The 16,180-nt window shown below is 67.6% G+C and carries 19 protein-coding genes; 9 read left to right on the plus strand and 10 right to left on the minus strand.

The features are described 5' to 3' along the window. Window positions 1-20: 20 nt before the first annotated feature. Entirely contained in the window at window positions 21-518 is a 498-nt protein-coding gene (locus tag VH499_RS22405; RefSeq protein WP_332054979.1) for a GAF domain-containing protein, read from the minus strand. An 89-nt stretch (window positions 519-607) separates the two neighbouring features. Next, window positions 608-886 (minus strand): hypothetical protein, encoded by a 279-nt coding sequence (locus tag VH499_RS22410; RefSeq protein WP_332054980.1) that lies wholly within the window; start codon window positions 884-886, stop codon window positions 608-610. Window positions 887-1,124: 238 nt separating this feature from the next. Between VH499_RS22410 and VH499_RS22415 the strand changes: the two genes are divergently transcribed. The 4 genes from VH499_RS22415 (at window position 1,125) to VH499_RS22430 (ending at window position 5,521) form a co-directional block, all read left to right on the plus strand. Beyond that, the gene (locus VH499_RS22415; protein WP_332054981.1) at window positions 1,125-1,478 is read left to right on the plus strand and encodes a hypothetical protein; all 354 of its coding nucleotides are present in this window, start codon (window positions 1,125-1,127) and stop codon (window positions 1,476-1,478) included. 223 nt (window positions 1,479-1,701) lie between these two features. Beyond that, window positions 1,702-1,935, plus strand: coding sequence for a hypothetical protein (locus VH499_RS22420; RefSeq protein ID WP_332054982.1), 234 nt, complete (start codon window positions 1,702-1,704; stop codon window positions 1,933-1,935). Between the two features lie 111 nt (window positions 1,936-2,046). Then, window positions 2,047-3,051, plus strand: coding sequence for a type IIL restriction-modification enzyme MmeI (locus VH499_RS22425; RefSeq protein WP_332054983.1), 1,005 nt, complete (start codon window positions 2,047-2,049; stop codon window positions 3,049-3,051). Next, the gene (locus VH499_RS22430; RefSeq protein WP_332054984.1) at window positions 3,017-5,521 is read left to right on the plus strand and encodes a class I SAM-dependent DNA methyltransferase; all 2,505 of its coding nucleotides are present in this window, start codon (window positions 3,017-3,019) and stop codon (window positions 5,519-5,521) included. Before VH499_RS22425 ends, VH499_RS22430 begins: the two co-directional genes overlap by 35 nt. Window positions 5,522-5,545: 24 nt before the next feature. Here VH499_RS22430 and VH499_RS22435 read toward each other — a convergent pair whose 3' ends face one another. From VH499_RS22435 to VH499_RS22460, 6 genes are all read right to left on the minus strand, one after another. Continuing rightward, on the minus strand, window positions 5,546-6,091 hold the full coding sequence (locus VH499_RS22435) for a VOC family protein (RefSeq protein ID WP_332054985.1): 546 nt from the start codon (window positions 6,089-6,091) through the stop codon (window positions 5,546-5,548). 250 nt (window positions 6,092-6,341) lie between these two features. Beyond that, on the minus strand, window positions 6,342-6,740 hold the full coding sequence (locus VH499_RS22440) for a DUF1801 domain-containing protein (RefSeq protein ID WP_332054986.1): 399 nt from the start codon (window positions 6,738-6,740) through the stop codon (window positions 6,342-6,344). 416 nt (window positions 6,741-7,156) lie between these two features. Further along, on the minus strand, window positions 7,157-7,624 hold the full coding sequence (locus tag VH499_RS22445; RefSeq protein WP_332054987.1) for a hypothetical protein: 468 nt from the start codon (window positions 7,622-7,624) through the stop codon (window positions 7,157-7,159). A gap of 127 nt (window positions 7,625-7,751) precedes the next feature. Beyond that, the gene (locus tag VH499_RS22450) at window positions 7,752-7,991 is read right to left on the minus strand and encodes a hypothetical protein (RefSeq protein ID WP_332054988.1); all 240 of its coding nucleotides are present in this window, start codon (window positions 7,989-7,991) and stop codon (window positions 7,752-7,754) included. A 2-nt stretch (window positions 7,992-7,993) separates the two neighbouring features. Beyond that, window positions 7,994-8,182 carry a lasso RiPP family leader peptide-containing protein gene (locus VH499_RS22455; RefSeq protein WP_332054989.1) on the minus strand — a complete coding sequence of 63 codons (189 nt, stop codon included), beginning with the start codon at window positions 8,180-8,182 and terminating at the stop codon, window positions 7,994-7,996. 131 nt (window positions 8,183-8,313) lie between these two features. Continuing rightward, window positions 8,314-8,502, minus strand: coding sequence for a lasso RiPP family leader peptide-containing protein (locus VH499_RS22460; RefSeq protein ID WP_332054990.1), 189 nt, complete (start codon window positions 8,500-8,502; stop codon window positions 8,314-8,316). Window positions 8,503-8,769: 267 nt separating this feature from the next. Here VH499_RS22460 and VH499_RS22465 point away from each other — a divergent pair, with 267 nt between their 5' ends. After that, the gene (locus tag VH499_RS22465) at window positions 8,770-9,654 is read left to right on the plus strand and encodes a branched-chain amino acid ABC transporter permease (protein WP_332054991.1); all 885 of its coding nucleotides are present in this window, start codon (window positions 8,770-8,772) and stop codon (window positions 9,652-9,654) included. 119 nt (window positions 9,655-9,773) lie between these two features. Here VH499_RS22465 and VH499_RS22470 read toward each other — a convergent pair whose 3' ends face one another. Both VH499_RS22470 and VH499_RS22475 read right to left on the minus strand, forming a co-directional pair. Next, window positions 9,774-11,012: an NAD(P)/FAD-dependent oxidoreductase gene (locus VH499_RS22470; protein ID WP_332054992.1), complete on the minus strand. Its 1,239-nt coding sequence runs from the start codon at window positions 11,010-11,012 to the stop codon at window positions 9,774-9,776. A 95-nt stretch (window positions 11,013-11,107) separates the two neighbouring features. Then, entirely contained in the window at window positions 11,108-11,413 is a 306-nt protein-coding gene (locus VH499_RS22475) for a hypothetical protein (protein WP_332054993.1), read from the minus strand. 202 nt (window positions 11,414-11,615) lie between these two features. Between VH499_RS22475 and VH499_RS22480 the strand changes: the two genes are divergently transcribed. From VH499_RS22480 to VH499_RS22495, 4 genes are read left to right on the plus strand one after another with little or no spacing between them, the layout of a single operon-like run. Further along, window positions 11,616-12,260: a hypothetical protein gene (locus tag VH499_RS22480; protein WP_332054994.1), complete on the plus strand. Its 645-nt coding sequence runs from the start codon at window positions 11,616-11,618 to the stop codon at window positions 12,258-12,260. Between the two features lie 12 nt (window positions 12,261-12,272). Then, window positions 12,273-14,240 (plus strand): OmpA family protein, encoded by a 1,968-nt coding sequence (locus VH499_RS22485; protein WP_332054995.1) that lies wholly within the window; start codon window positions 12,273-12,275, stop codon window positions 14,238-14,240. Then, window positions 14,237-14,740, plus strand: a complete 504-nt coding sequence (locus VH499_RS22490; RefSeq protein ID WP_332054996.1) for a Rab family GTPase — start codon at window positions 14,237-14,239, stop codon at window positions 14,738-14,740. The genes VH499_RS22485 and VH499_RS22490 overlap by 4 nt, the downstream gene beginning before the upstream one ends. Window positions 14,741-14,743: 3 nt before the next feature. Further along, window positions 14,744-15,973, plus strand: a complete 1,230-nt coding sequence (locus VH499_RS22495) for an adenylate/guanylate cyclase domain-containing protein (RefSeq protein ID WP_332054997.1) — start codon at window positions 14,744-14,746, stop codon at window positions 15,971-15,973. Window positions 15,974-16,180 lie beyond the last annotated feature (207 nt).

Below are 16,180 nucleotides of genomic sequence, written 5' to 3' on the forward strand. Positions count from 1 at the left end.
GGCGAGCGCGATGGAGGAAATCATGCGCCGCGTCCGCTCGCCATCAGCCGCAGCAATTGATCGGCGGCCTTTTCGGCGATGTCCGTCGAGGCCTGGATGTCCCTGTCGCTGCGCGTCCGCGGAGCGGCGAAGTACACGGAGAGGATGCCGACCAGCGCCCCGCGGGCGGTTGTCATCGGCAACGACAGGACCGACCTGAAGCCGGCACGACGCGCCGCCGGGGCAAAAGTCCCGAACAGCTCTTCATCGCAAGCGTCGCCGACGAACACCGGGCGCCTTCGATAGGCCGCCAGGGCGGAGGGCGTGCCGGCGGCGAACGGGACACGCTCGACGGTTGCCAGAAACGATCGCTGGAAGCCTCGATGGGCCAGCAGCGAGAGTTCGCGCCTGTCCCAGTCCATCAGCCACAGGCAGCCGAAGTCGGCACGATTGATGGCAATGCTCCGGTCGATGGCGACCAAGGCGACCGAGCGCAGTCCGGAAGAGACATGCCACCGGTTCCAGACCGACGGCAGCATGTCCTTGCCTCGTTTTCGTGGCTCATTCGGCACCGGAGCGGATCCGGTCTTGCGCTGTTCCGTCGATGGCGACGACATGGGGCGAGGCGTCATCGCCCTGCGAGCAGGAGCATGGTTTCGCGGTAGGCGCGGTGGGCGTGACGCTGGCGCCTGAAGTCGCGGGCCCGCCCGTCGAGGGCCACGATCAGCTTTCGCCGCGTGATGTCGGCGTAGTGCGACTGCCACATGCCGGAGTGCAGCCGCGCCTGAACGACGGTCAGATATTCGGCTGCTATCGCCTTGACCGCTTCGTCGCTGCGGGCGCTCACCATTGCATCTATCCGGTTGATGAACTGCACGTTCATCTCATCGCCGTTCATTGACGACATGCCGATGCTCCCACACGTGCGAAAAGACTAGCGCAGGGTTTGCCCGGGGCCAAAGCGGCTTTGCGTCGACCAGCGCGTATGCCCGCAACCGTACCGATCAACAGGACGGGCTCCATCTTCGCGTGCGCAAGCGCACAGTTGGCGGCGCGCTCCATCCTGCGCGACTTCCGAAAGCGTTGAGGTGCTGGCGTTGCCGACATGGCAGCGCCGTCGGCGGCCGCTGTGCAATTACCCCGCAATGACGGTGGCCGCCGACCTCCATCGAGGTCTGCGCCCTGCCATGTCCAGCTTCGGCCTCTCCGAGGAATTCGCGGCAACGGATGCAAAGGCTCTGGCGACGCGCCTTTGCCTGGAGTTGCTGGCGCTGACGGCAGAGACCGACTCCAACGTGCACTGCGAGGTGCTGCGGAAGCGGTTGAAGGCGGGAATGCTTCAGCTGGACGAAGCACTCGCATTCGCCGCCGCGCGGGGATGGATCTCGCGGACCGCCGACATGGCGGCATTGCGCGGACCCGGCCGCGAACGGGCCCTCCGCTTGCGGCCCACCCTCGAAACGCTGCGCCGCGACTTGAGCAACCTCCGCCGAAGTTGACATTCCCGTGCCTCCCCATCGCGGCGCGACGGGACGAAAATGATGCAAGCAAGTTGGATTGCGCTTTGGCAATCGGGGCCGATCGACTCGTGATTTGCGCCGGTCGGGCAATTGATGCACAAGGCCGCTCGAAGACGGACGCCACGCAACGAGCGTCCGCACCGCTCCGCGTTGCATGGCGTCTGCGTGCCGGCGAGTTCAGTGAAGACGGGGAACCTTCACGATGCGGACCGAGGACATCGCCTATCCGTTTCTCACGTCCGACGCCCAGGCGCTCGCCCTCGGCTTTGCCGAAGGCAAGAAACTTCGCCGGACCGGCGCCCTTGCAGCGCAACTGATCGACAAGCGGCAGATCATAGAAGTCAGCCTGCCGATGCGGCGCGGCCCGGGGCGGCCCTTCTACGCCGCCTGGCGGCGCGGCTTCGACGCCGGCTATCTCGGCCGCCGCAAGCCCTGACCGACCCGTGCCGTGGCATCGGGCCTTCATCCCTCTGTTCGATTTGTTTCATATGGACGCAGGGACCTTCCCAAGCCGCGAGTTTTGTGCAGGCTTCCCGCAGGGGAGCAGATGGCGAAGGCCGACGCAGCAAGGGAGGACAAGGCCGTTCGCGCCTTTGTCAGCCGCTGGAAGGCTAGCGGCGGGGCGGAACGGGCCAACTATACGTCCTTCCTCACCGAGCTGTGCGCGGTCCTCGGCCTCGAACCGCCGCGTCCCAGCGCGAACGACCCTGAGCGGGACGAATACGTTTTCGAACGCGCGGTGACCTTCCATCACCCGGACGGCACGACCTCTACGGGCAGGATCGATCTTTACAAGCGCAATGCGTTCGTTCTCGAAGCCAAACAGGCGGTCGAGGCGAAGGCGCCTCCGATCGTCGATCTCGCTCTTCCCGCGGCGGCTTCGAAGAGAAGATCCGCCACCGTACGCGGCACGAAGCGATGGAGTGATCTCATGCTCCGGGCGCGTGGCCAGGCCGAAGCCTATGCCAAGGCACTGCCCACGGAAGAAGGCTGGCCGCCTTTCCTGATCGTCTGCGACGTAGGGCATTGCCTGGAGCTGTTCGCGGACTTCTCGGGCACGGGCAAGCACTACGTCCAGTTTCCCGACGCCAACGGCTTTCGTATCCAGATCGACGCGCTGGCCGAGCCCGAAATTCGTGACCGGTTGCGCCGCGTCTGGAACGATCCGCACTCACTCGATCCGGCGCACACGACGGCGAAAGTGACACGCGATGTCGCCGCCTATCTCGCGCAGTTGGCGAGATCGTTGGAGATCGACCATGCACCCGCCAGCGTCAGCCGCTTCCTGACCCGTTGCCTGTTCACGATGTTCGCGCAGAGCGTCGGCTTGCTGCCCGGCAAGACCGCGTTTTCCGATCTGCTGAAGGACATGCGCGGCACGCCGGACCGCTTCAAGCCGATGGCCGAGGACCTGTGGCGCGCGATGGATCGCGGCGCATTCTCGCCCGCCTTGCGCGGCGATCTCAGGCGCTTCAACGGCGGTCTCTTCGCGGCCGATAGCGGGGGGGGGGGGAGGCGTGGAAGCCCTTCCCGTGGATGGGCAGCAACTTGAGCTGCTGATCGACGCCGCCGGTCACGACTGGTCGCAGGTCGAGCCGGCCATCTTCGGTACGCTGCTTGAAAGAGCGCTCGACCGTGACGAGCGTGGCCGCCTCGGGGCGCACTTCACGCCTCGTTCCTACGTTGAGCGACTCGTGCTGCCGACCATCATGGAGCCGCTGCGCGAACTGTGGGAAGCCACCAAGGCGGCGGCGATGCAGAAGGCGATGGCAAACGATATGGAGGCGGCGCGGGCCGAAGTCCGCGCCTTCCACAAGAAGCTCTGCGAGTACCGCGTCCTCGACCCCGCCTGCGGCTCCGGCAATTTCCTCTACGTCACTCTGGACCACATGAAGCGCCTGGAGGGCGAGGTCATTGATCTGCTGCGCGGCCTCGGCGAGAAACAGGAGAGCTTGGGCGGAGCAGGTTTCTCGGTCGATCCGCACCAGTTCCTCGGCCTCGAGCTCAATCCGCGGGCGCAGGTCGTCGCCGAGCTCGTGCTGTGGATCGGCTATCTGCAATGGCACTACAGGACGTACGGCAAGACCGCACCCGCCGAGCCCATCCTGCGCAACTTCCGCAACATCGAATGCCGCGACGCCCTGCTAGTGCACAGCGGCGAAGAGGTGGTCCGCGATGCGCACGGCCGTCCGCGCACCGTGTGGGACGGCAAGACGGTCAAGATCCACCCGGTCACCGGCGAGGCGGTGCCCGACGAGCACGCGCGCACCGAGGTCACGCGCTTCCTTTCGCCGACGGCGGCAACGTGGCCGGAGGCCGACTTCATCGTCGGCAATCCGCCGTTCGTCGCCGGCAAGGACTTCCGGGCGGAGTTCGGCAGCGGCCGCGCCGAGGCGCTCTGGAAGGCGTATCCCGACATGCCGCAGTCGGCCGACATCGTCATGTACTGGTGGCATAAGGCGGCGGACCTCGTGGCGCGCCGCAAGGCGTGGCGTTTCGGCTTTATCACCACCAACTCTATGCACCAGGTGTTCGCGCGCCGCGTGGTGCAGGCCGCCTTGAGCGCGAGAAATCCGGTGTCGATCGTGTTCGCGATCCCCGATCACCCCTGGGTCGACGGCGCGGGCAACGCCGCCGTGCGCATCGCCATGACGGTGGCCGACGCTGGCACGCACGAGGGACGCCTGCTGACCGTGGTCAAGGAAGAGCCGGGACCTGACGGCGAGGCCATTGTCACCCTTTCGGAGCAGCGCGGCACCATACTGGCGAATCTTCGGATCGGTGCGGATGTGGCGAGCGCAACACCTCTCCTGTCGAACGAGGGGCTGTGCAGTCCGGGCGTAAAGCTTCACGGATCAGGTTTCATCGTTGCGCCTTCGCAAGCTGAAGCGCTCGGCTTAGGAAAGACGCCGGGACTTGAGGCCGTCATCAAGCCCTACCGAAACGGCCGCGATCTGACCGGGCGCCCACGCGACGTTCTGGTCATCGATCTCTTCGGCCTGGACGAAAATGACGCGCGCCATCGCTTCCCGGCGGTCTATCAGCATGTGCTGGACCGCGTCAGGCCTGAGAGAGAGCAAAACAGTCGCGAGTCCTATCGACGTTACTGGTGGCTTTACGGTGAGCCGCGCAAGGAATTGCGGAAAGCGTTGGAAGGACTATCCCGCTATATCGCCACGGTCGAGACAGCTAAACACAGGACCTTCCAGTTTCTCGATGCCGGGACCCTGCCGGACAACATGCTTGTCTGTATCGCTCTCGACGACGCATTCTTCCTCGGCGTGCTGTCGAGCCGCATCCATGTGAGCTGGGCGTTGCGAGCTGGTGGTCGGCTCGGTGTCGGCAACGATCCTCGTTACAACAAGACCGTCTGCTTCGATCCGTTTCCCTTTCCCATTGCTTCTCCCTCAGCTCAAGCCCGCATCAGGCAGCTCGCACAGGAATTGGACCAGCACCGCAAGGCGCGGCTGGCAGCCAATCACAAGCTGACATTGACCGGACTCTACAATGTGCTGGAGATGGAGCGGGCGGGCGCACCGCTGGACGCCGATGCGCGGGCGATTCATGAAGGAGAAGTCGCCATCCTGCGGGCACTGCACGACGATCTCGACGCCGCGGTTGCGGAAGCCTATGGCTGGCCGGCCGACCTGCCGACGGAAGACGTGCTCGCGCGATTGACGGCGCTCAATCGCGACCGGTCCGCCGCCGAGGCGCGCGGTGAGGTCCATTGGCTGCGGCCGGAGTTCCAGGCCACTCTCGTGCGGAAGGCCAAGACGGCAACGCTCGATCTTGCCGCACCAAAGGCGGCGCAGCAGCGCACAACTTGGCCGGCTGAACTCGCCGAACAGGTTCTGTCGGTTCGCCGCGTGCTTGCGGCGGAAGGCCGTCCGCTCGAAGTGACCGATGTCGCCAGGCGCTACCAACGCGCACCCAAAGCCCGCGTCGAGTCGACGCTCGCCACGCTCGCCGCGCTCGGCCATGTCCGGGCGCTCGACGATGGCCGCTTTGCCGTCGTGAGGTAGCCCGGCGGACGCGGGACTGGAACCTCAGCCGACGCCCAGCAGCTCCTTCGCGCTCGCGCCGGCGCGATGGCGTGCGAGGAGGTCGTCGGGGTCGTACTCGACGCCGATCGGGTTCTTGGCGAAGGCGTCGGACTTCATGAACGCCAGGCCCTCGCGCGCCGACGCGAAGTTGTCGATCAGGAGCTCAACCTGGTTGTTGTCGGGGTCGCGGAAATACATCGATGTCGTGACGCCGTGGTTGATGCACCAGAACGGCCGGATGCCCTGGTCCCGAAGCCGCGCGTAGGTCTCGAGCAGGTCGCCGAGCCCGGCGAGCGCGAAGGCGATGTGGTGCAGCCCGGTCTCGTTGCCGGCGCGCAGGTCGGCCGGCCCGTCGCCCGGCCGGCGGACCTCGAGCGCGCCGGGCGTGATGAAGGCCACGCGATGATGCTCGTCGTCGTAGCTCATGAAGGAGATGAAGCCCGCGTCGTGCACCATCTCGCCGTCGAGCACGGCGCAATACCACTCCTGCAGCGGCTTCGGGTTGTTGGTCTGCAGCACGATGTGCGAGATCTTGATCGGCGCCGCCATGATTGCCTCTCCCTGTTCCGCAGCGACTCTACAGCAAACCGCGCCGGCATGGGACGCCGGCGACACCTCCAAGAGGCGTCGCCGGCGGGGCTGCAGAAGTGGAGCGCATGGTGGCATCGGCAGCCTGCCGCACCATCGGTGAACGCAGCGCGCGCGGCCAGTGATCAGCCGGCCACAAGGCCGGACAAAGCTGTGACGGCGCCGGGCGCGGTCACAAACGCGCGCGAGGCGACGGATCAGCGTCGGGGAATCAGCGTCGGGCTTTGGACTTGTTCAGGGCCACGGCGGCGTGAACGAGCGCCTTCAACGCCTTGGCGTCTATCTTCGCGCCCTCATGGAAATCGATGGCGCGCCGCGTGTTGCCCTCGAGACTGGCGTTGAAGAGGCGCGCAGGATCGGCCAGCGCCGCCCCCTTGGCGAAGGTCATCTTGACGACGTTCTTGTAGGTCTCGCCGGTGCAGATCAGGCCGTCGTGCGACCACACCGGAACGCCTCTCCACTTCCACTCCTCGACGACGTCGGGATCGGCTTCCCTGACCAGGGCACGCAGCCGGCCGAGCATCTCACCCCGCCAGTCACCCAGCTCCTCGATTCTTTCGTCGATCAGCCGGGAAGGCGACTTGCCCTCCTGCGACCCGCTCTTCTTCATGCCCGCTTCTCCTCGTTACGCGACCAGCGATCCTAGAGTGCAATCCACTCCGCTTGAATCCTTTCCTCCTCGGCGCACCACAGTGCTCACGTACTGGCTGGTGGGCGCGAACGAGACCACCAGGGCGCGCGCGGTGTTCGTGGCGGGACAGAGGCTCGCGCTGGCGTTCTTCAGGACTGGCGTTCTTCAGGAGCAGGCTGGAGGGAGCGACCTTGTTGGGCCAACCCGAGGTTGGCAAGAGGCTGACGACGTTTGTCCGCATCGCCGCCCGCCTCGAGGACCCGAGCGCGGACGACCGGCTGCGATAGGCGCCGGCCGGCGCGGAGACCGCGGCCAACAACGGCCTCGCACGACGACGCAGGCGTCCCGACCCGCCCGCGTTGCCGGCGGGCGGATCGGAATCGCGTGAGCCGAGCTCAGCGGCCGTGCGTGTTGCCGCAGGCGCTGAGCGCCATGCCCGCGGCGGCGGCGGCGTTCAGGCAGTCGGTGGTGCTGCGATAGTGGTGCGGGTCGAAGTTGCCCATCTGGCCTTGCATCTGATGGCCCTGCATCTGGCCGTGATAGGGCATCTGCGCCTGGTTCGGCATCGTGCGTTGGTAGGGCGCCGTGCCGGTGCTGCCCGACGATGCGCCGGAGCCGGTGCCCGAGCCCATGCCCGCCGTCCCGGCGGTGCCGCTGCCGGTGGAAGTCGACGGCGCGCCGGCGCCGGTCGTTGCGCTCGTGCCCGCGGTGGCTCCGCTGCTGCTGCCCGCCTGGGCCAGCATGCCGGAGACGACCGAGGGAGTCCTGGCCGGCGCGGGTCCGCCCGTATCGGCCGAGGCCAGCATCGGGAAGGCCGCCAGCGAGGCGGTGAGCGTGGTGACGACGAGGAACCTTGATGTCATGAGCCGCTCCTTTCTCCGAGGGAAGGATTCCTAGGCAACGAGCGGACGGCGAGGGGAGTTGCGCACCTTCCCATCGCGGGCTCCGCGATGGGAAGGCACGGCAATGTCGACTTCGATGAACTCTGCCTCAGCCGAAGCGCGGGCCGGTTCCGTTGCTGTCGGTGTACTGCCGGCGCAGCGCCACCCATCGGCGCAGCGACCGGGCGGAGAAGCCGAGCTCGGCCCCCTTCAGGGAATGGAACTGCGTCACCGACGGTTCGACGCCCTGTGCGCGCGCCGCCCGCGCATAGGCGTCGAAGGCGCTCAGGATCCTCAGCCTTTCCTCGCCGAACAGGGCACGGCCGGCGATCGTGACGCGCGCGGACATGCTCAGCGCGTGCGGTTGAAGGGCAGATGTCCGCCGTCGGTCTTGCCGAAGAAGCCGACCTTCTGCGTCAGTTCCCCGAGGCTGCCCCAATCGGTCAGGACAGGAGGGCTGTACGGCTTCTTCTCGTTACTGACCGGGGACGGCTTGGCCTCAGCCGAAGGCTCTCTCGAACTCGACTCGTCACTGGACATGGAACTCCCGCCCCTGCAATCGCGCTGGCTACGAATCGCAGATATGCTGCAATTGTAAAGACTCAACTGCCGATGGGACGCATTTGTTCCACGCCGGTCACGGCGCGGCCGGCGATCGTGACTCGGGCTGGTCAGCGCGTCTTGTTGAAGGGGCGGCGTCCGCCGTCACGGTTGCCATGATTGCCGGCGGCTTGCGTCAGCTCCTGGAGGCTGCCCCACTCCATCAGGACAGGCGCGCTGTAGGGCTTCTTTCCGGTGCCCCGGGTCGACTCCGTCCCACGCGGCGGGTCGGCCGTGGAACGCGGCGGATCTTCGGACATTGGGGGGCCTCCCGCACTTGCTTCATTGGTCTCGCGCTTTCCCGCGCGCGCCAGCCTCTTGCAGTCGCGCTGCATATAAATCGCAGACAGGCTGCGATTGCAAACACTCAACCGTCAGATGTGACGTATTGTCCGATCACGGGTGCCCGATCGGACCAGGGCGCGGGAAGCGCGTCGACCGTCGGCCGGTCGAAGTGTTTTCAGCGGAGACAACTGGTTGTATGCGACGGTCGATGGAGGCCGCCGGATGGGCACGACTGTTGGGCCATGTCGTATTTCCTCGCTCTGGTGATCGATGGCGCATTGGCCGGAGCCATCTATGCGCTGATCGCACTCGCCTTCGTGCTGGTCTACCGGGCGTCGTCCATCATGAATTTCGCGCTCGGCGAATGGATCAAGTTCGGTGCCCTGCTCGCGGGGACGGGGCTGCATGTGCTGCATCTGGGAGCGGTGGCAGCCATGGTCTTCGCCGGCGTGGCGATGATTGCCCTTGCCGCCGGCTTCTATCGTCTTGTGGTGCGCCGTCTGGTCGCCCGACCGGCACTATCGGCCACCATGGCGACCCTGGGGCTCGGCATGCTGATGACGGGCAGCGGTCCGCTCCTGTCTTCCGGAACTCAAGGGCTCCTTCCGCCTTCGATGGTCATCGATCCAATAGATGTCGGAGGACTCGTGATTGCCGCCGACAGGCTCGCCGCCGCGGGAGTCGCTGCATTGTGCACGGCCCTCATCGCGGGCTTCTACCGCTTCAGCCGGACCGGCATCGCCTTGAGGGCCATTGCCGACGATCCGCAGGCCGCAATGTCGGCGGGCATCGACGTCGACCGTCACCTGCTGATCGTATGGGCAATGACCGGCGTGACTTCGGTCGTGGCCGGCATATTGTGGACCTTCATCACCGGCGGAGGATTTGGCGTCGCCCTGATCGGGCTGAAGGTCTTTCCCATCGTCATACTGGGTGGCCTCGACAGTATCGCCGGCACGATCGTTGCCGCGATTGCCATCGGAATACTCGAGTATCTGGCCGCCGGATACTTGGACGGGCCGCTCGGGAGCGGGTTCGGCGGCATCGCCCCGTTTCTGGTCCTGCTGGCGACGCTCATGCTGCGTCCGTACGGCCTGTTCGGTCAGCCGCGGGTCGAGAGGGTCTAGCTGATATCCGGACTGACTGAAGCACTTCCTCCTCGTCGCGAAGCGAAGGGGAGGTGTCGGCATCTTACGCCGACGGCGGGGTCATAATGAATCCATCAGCACGGATCGCGCCATAGCCCTTAGGGCGCGAGAAGCGCCTCGACCGTCGACGGCTCGAAACAGGCGGCCGGAAGCTTCTCGGGTCCGATCAAGGCGGCCGGCATGGGCGAGGGCATCTTGTCGACGAAGACCCGGCGCAGGGCGCGCCCCCGCCGCCGCCGTGCCTCCTCGCCGAATTCCGCGCGCAGCGTCGCGACGTAGCGGGCGGTGATGCGCAGGCGGCGCATCCTCTCCAGCCGCTCCTCGACATAGGGGCGGAAGGAGGAACGGTCGTACTTCCCGGCAAGGATGATCTCGCTCACCAGCCGCACGTCGCGCAACGCGATGGAGAGGCCCTGGCCGGTGATCGGATCGTTGTGGCCGGCCGCATCGCCGATCAGCACCACGCCCGGCGCGGTCGGGTCCTCTACCCAGTGATCCTCGTTGGAGTAGGAATTGAACGGCCCGATCGGCCGGCTCGCGGCGATCATGCCGGCCTGCGGCAGGCAGCGCAGGCCGGCGAAGGTGTCGATCAGCTTCTGCCGGCGGTCGGCGCCGGCGTAGAGCGCCTTGTCGGCGAAGTCGTAGCAGAGGTAGAGCCGGACGCGGTCGCCGCCCTGCGGGAAGACCAGGAAATGCGTCCGATCCTCCGTGCCGATAACCTCGATATCCTGCGGCCAGTCCGGCACGCCCTCGACCAGCATGCCGCCCAGCAGGTTGTGCGGCGGATCGGCCAGGGTCTTCATCGCGAGCTGGTGGCGCACTGCCGAATTGCGTCCGTCGGCGCCGACGACCAACCGCGGCCGCCATTCGGTGCGGACGCCGTCGTGCGTGAAGCCGACCATGGGCGGCGCGCCGGCCGTGACCTGGACCTGCTCGACGCCGCGCCGGAATGCGACCCCGAGCCGCCCGGCCTCGGCGGCCAGCGTCCGGCACATCGCCGGATGGCCCATGCAGAAGGCGCCATCGATGTCCGGAATCACCTTCGACAGGTCGAACGTGAAGGGCAGGGCCTTCTCGCCGGGCATGTTCTCGTCGTAGGGGATGTTGAGCCGGGCGAAGACGCCGCCTGCGCCGACCAGCAGATCGAGCAGGCCGAGCCGCCTGAGCTCGACGACGCCCCACGGCGCCATGAACTCGCCGCGCACCCGGTCGACCGGTTCGCGATCACGCTCTAGCACCGTGACCGCACGCCCGGCACGCGCCAGCACGATGGCGAGCGCACTGCCGGCAATCCCGCCACCGACGATGACGACGTCGTTTGCTGATTCCCCCGCCATGCGATCCCCCATCGCGAGTTGGGTCGGCGCGATGCTACCTTCGCTTGCAGGCGCGGACAATCGCGAACACGCCCTTCAGCGCCCCTGCAGCCAGTTCACAAGGTGGCGTGCGAAGCGACCTTGCCCTCGTCCGACGTTCCCCGGCGCAGGCCGGCGACCACGCGATCGACGACGATATCGAGGTCCTCGTCCGACGGATCGAGCGCCAGCCGCAGCGCCTCGTCCGAGCGCATCACGCCCGAGACGAACAGCCAGAACTTCTCGGGCTCGTCCTCCCGGACCTTCTTCAGGATCTCGCGGCCGTGTGCCTCGAAGGTGTCGGCCAGTTCCATGATGTATCGCGCGCGCTCGGCGCCGACCGCGCCGTCCGCCGTTCGTTGCGGCTCTGCATACACTTCCATGGCAGCCTCCTGCGGCGTGTAACGCGCCATCGCAGGCAAAAGAGCCCCGGCCACGAAAAGGTCCCGGGGGGCCGCCGCCGCGGCGGGGACCCCGGCGCGCCCCGGTCACGTCCTCGTGCAGGGCCGCCGGAATGGCCAACGGCGACTCGCCAAAGGCGGTTTCGGGGGCCTAGACTGCCCGGCCTTGGGTAGGGAGGGGCGCATGGCAGACAAGCAGAAATCGGAAGTCGGACCATCCGAAACCGCCGGCATCATCGTCGCGCCGGGCGGCAATGGCCAGACGACGGGTCCCGACGTGGTAGGCGTGGACAAGATCCGCGACCTCCTGTTCGGCAATCAGATGCAGGACTATGACCGCCGTTTCTCCAAGCTCGAGGAGCGGTTCCTGCAGCGCTTCAAGGACATCGAATCGGAGACGGCGCGCAATCTCAGCGCGCACGATTCCAATTCGAAGAAGCAGGTCGATTCGCTGGCCAGCCAGCTGCGCGAGGAGAAGGACCTGCGCGCTGACGCCGACAAGGAGATCGAACGCTCGCTGCGCGAGCAGAACCAGGCGCTGGAGAAGCGGCTGCGCACGATGTCGGACCAGCTCGGCCAGCTCGAGCGCGACTTCGCCGATCGCGTGTCGCGCGAGGCGCAGGCGCTGCACGATGAGATCAAGCGCCGCAACGAGGACATCCATCACACGATCGAGAAGATGTTCGCGGAGCTGTCGCACGTCAAAACCGACCGCAGCCTGCTGGCCGGCCTGTTCGTCGAAGTGGCCAAGTGCCTGAACCAGGACAATGGCGCGAAGAGCGCGGCCAAGGGGGCGGGCGAGGCGTCGCGGGGTTGGCCGGCCGGCTGACCGATTTGCGCGATGAGCACGTCCGCCGCCGAGACGCTCGAGTGGCTGTTCCATCCTGCCTCGCCCGATAGCGGGCCCAACAGCGGGCCCGGCAGCGGAATCGATCGCAAGGCGCTGGCCGGTCTGCTCGTCGAGCTTGCCCGAAGCGTCGAACCGAAATATGCGCAGCCCGCCGGCGTATCGCCGCTCGATCCGCGGCTCGAGGAGCTGCGCCGTTTGCTGGTCGGGCACGAGATCGAGGTGCTGCGCCGGCTGCGCGAGGTGGTCGAGGATCCCGAGCAGCTCGGCGCGGCGGTGGGTCGGGTCCTGCCGACGGCGGTCGCGTCGAGCGACGAGCGGCTGGGCGACGTGCTGGCGCCGGCGCTCGAGAAGGCGACGGCGAGCTCGATCCGCAACGATCCGCGGGCGCTGGTCGATATCCTCCACCCGGTGATCGTCCCGGCGATCCGCAAGTCGGTCGGAGAGACCATCGACAACACCTTCCAGTCCTTGAACGAGTCGCTGCGGCAGAGCCTGTCGTGGCGCGGCCTGCGCTGGCGCTTCGAGGCCTGGCGCACCGGCAAGCCGTTCGCCGAGGTCGTGCTGAACCACACGCTCGTTTACCAGGTCGAGCACGTCTTCCTCATCCACAGTCACACCGGCCTGCTGATCTCCCACGTCGCCGCCGAGGACGCGGCGAGCCAGGATCCGCAGCTCGTGTCCTCGATGCTGACGGCGATCCAGGATTTCGTGAAAGACTCCTTCCAGGGCGCCGGACAGCAGGGGGTCGACACCCTGCGGCTCGGCGACCTGAGGCTGTGGTGCGAGGCCGGGACGTTCGCGATGCTGGTCGCTGTGATCCGCGGCAACCCGCCCGAGGAGCTGCGCGGCAAGCTGCGCGACGTGCTGGCGCGCATCCACGAGGAGCGCCGGCACACGCTCGAGACCTTCGACGGCGACAGCTCCGGCCTGCCCGATATCGAGGCGCATCTCGCGCAATGCGCGGCGCTCAGGCAGGAGGGCAAGCGCGCCATCAGGGCCGGCTTCCCGTGGTACGTCTTCCTGCTCGCCGCCCTGATCGTGGGAATTGCCGGCGGCGCCGGACTGTGGCGCTGGGACCTCGCGCAGAAAGCGGCGCAGGAGCAGGCGCGGATCGCCGAGGAGCAGGCGCGCATCCGCGCCGCCGAGGCCGAGCGCCGCGCCGCCGAGCTGCGGCGCTGGTCGGATTATGTCGACCAGCTGCGCGCCCAGCCCGGCATCGTCGTCACCGAGTCGGCCGAGCGCGACGGCAAGTTCGTGGTCGGCGGCCTGCGTGATCCGCTGGCCGCCGATCCGATGGCGATCCTGCGCCAGTCGGGCATCGATCCGGCGCGCGTCACCAGCCGCTGGCAGCCCTACCAGGCGCTGGAGCCGGCCTTCGTGCTGCAGCGGCTCGAGGCCTCGCTCGCGCCGCCGCCGAGCGTGAAGCTCTCGATCTCCGGCGATCACATCGTCGCGCAGGGGTCGGCGACACCGGTCTGGCTCGGGCGCGCGCGCCGGGCGGCCCGCGCGATGCCGGCCGGGGGGCCGCAACTCGACATTTCCCGGGTGGAGGACATCGCCGAGGGGCTGCTGGGCAAGCTGCGTGACTCCATCCAGGCGCACGAAATCCGCTTCAATACCAACGAGTCGCTGCCGGCGCCCGGGCAGGACGAGGAACTCGACCAGCTCGCCGCCGGGATCAACGAGCTGACAGGGCTCGCGGCGAGCCTGCACATGATGGCGCGCATCAGGCTCACCGGTCACTCCGACGACACCGGCCCCGGCACGTACAACCTGTCGCTCAGCATCGCGCGCGCGGGCGCCGTCCTGGCGCTGTTGAAGAAGCGCGGCGTCGCCGCCGACCTGATCACGATCGGCGGCGCGGGGCAGCTCGATCCGCTCAACCTCGGCAACACCGACAATGCCCGCTCGATGAACCGCCGCGTCTCGGTCGCGGTCCGGCTCGAGGAAGAGCCATGACGGCGACCGTTCAGAAGAAGATCTGCATGGTCGGCGGTTTCTCGGTCGGCAAGACGAGCCTGGTCAAGCGCTATGTCGAGAGCGTCTTCTCCGAGACCTACCTGACGACGGTCGGGGTCAAGATCGACAAGAAGACCGTGACGATGGGCGACAAGGCGGTGCACCTGATCCTGTGGGATCTCGCGGGCGAGGACGACATGTCGTCGCTCCGGCTGAGCTACATGCGCGGCTCGGCCGGCTACGTGCTGGTGGCCGACGGCACGCGGCCGGCGACGCTCGAGACGGCGCTGGCGCTGCGCAAGCGCGTCGAGGCGGATTACGGGCCGCTGCCCTTTGCGCTCTTGATCAACAAGAACGATCTCAGCGATCAATGGGCGGTCTCGGACGACGATATCGAGGGGCTGCGCCGCGACGGCTGGTGGGTGCGGTCGAGCAGCGCCAGAACGGGCGAAGGCGTCGAGGACGCATTCACGGACCTCGCCAGCCGCGTCGTGCGCTGAGCCATGGAAGATCTGCCCGCGCAGATTCCGGCGCCGCTGGCCGCCCGGTTGCAGGCGCTGACCTTCGCCGACCGCGCGGTCGCCTGGCTCCGGATCGACGACTCGCTCGCGCTCGTCGACGTCGGCGGGAACCTCGAGGCCTACGGGCTCGGCGCGCTCCGCCTCGGCGCGCCCGCGGTCGAGCAGGTGCCGCTTCTCGAGGGGCTGCTGCCGCCCGTCGAGCAGCCCTACCTCGTGCCGTCGGTCGAGGTCGCCAAGGGCCGCGTCGCCGACCTGCATTTCTGGCAGGACGAACCCGATGGCGGGGGCGCGACCTGGGTGGCGCTCGTCGAGGTCACGACCGAGCGCGACATGGCGCGGCGCCTTCAGCAGAAAGCCTACGACATGACGCTGTTGCAGGAGCGCGAGGCGGCCCTCAACCGGCAGCTCGAGACGGCCAACGCCGCGCTGCTGGCGACCCAGCGCGAGCTCGAAGCCTCGCGCGACGAGCTCGCGCGCTGGAACCGGACGCTCGAGGAGCGGGTGGCGGCGCAGGTCGCCGAGCTCGAGCGGGTGAACCGGCTGAAGCGCTTCCTCGCGCCCTCGATCGCCGAGCTGCTCGTGTCGTCGGGCGACGACAGCATCCTGAGGCGCCACCGCCGCGACATCGCCGTGCTGTTCTGCGACCTGCGCGGCTTCACCGCCTTCTCCGAGAGCGCCGAGCCGGAGGAGGTGAGCGAACTGCTGCACGACTACCACGCGACGCTGGTGCCGCTGGTGCAGTCGTTCGAGGGCACGCTCGACCGCTTCGTCGGCGACGGCCTGATGGTGTTCTTCAACGATCCGATGCCCTGTCCCGACCCGGCCGAACGCGCCGTCAGGCTCGCGGTCGCCATGCGCGAGGCGGTGGCGGCGCTCGCCGCGGCGTGGCGCAAGCGCGGCCATCAGGTGGGCTTCGGCATCGGCGTCGCCCAGGGCTTCGCCACGCTGGGCCAGATCGGCTTCGAGGGTCGCTTCGACTACAGCGCCATCGGCACGGTGGTGAACACGGCGGCGCGCCTCTGCGATGCCGCGGCGGACGGCCAGATCCTCGTGACCTCGCGCGTCGCCATCGCCGTCGGCGATCTCGCCGAGCTCGCCGACATGGGCGCGCTCGCGATCAAGGGCCTGAGCCGCCCGCTTGCCGTCTCCAATGTGCTGGCGCTCAAGTCCGCGGAGCACCAGGTCGTCTGGCTCAATCGCCAGACGAGGTGACATCCGACTGCCTGGCAGGGAGAACAAGACCTCAAGGGCGTCTGCGGAGCGAAGGTAGAGCGCGCTCCGACATCAGTTCGTCGCCGATTCGTGCCAGCCACGCATGCGCTGGATCACATCGAACAAGAGCGCCGTCGACCAGCCGAACATCAGCATGCCGACGGCGGCCTCCGTGGTGCCAACGATGCGATGCAGCGGCGAGAGCGC

This window comes from Reyranella sp., from assembly GCF_036558665.1.
Classification (GTDB): Bacteria; Pseudomonadota; Alphaproteobacteria; order Reyranellales; family Reyranellaceae; genus Reyranella.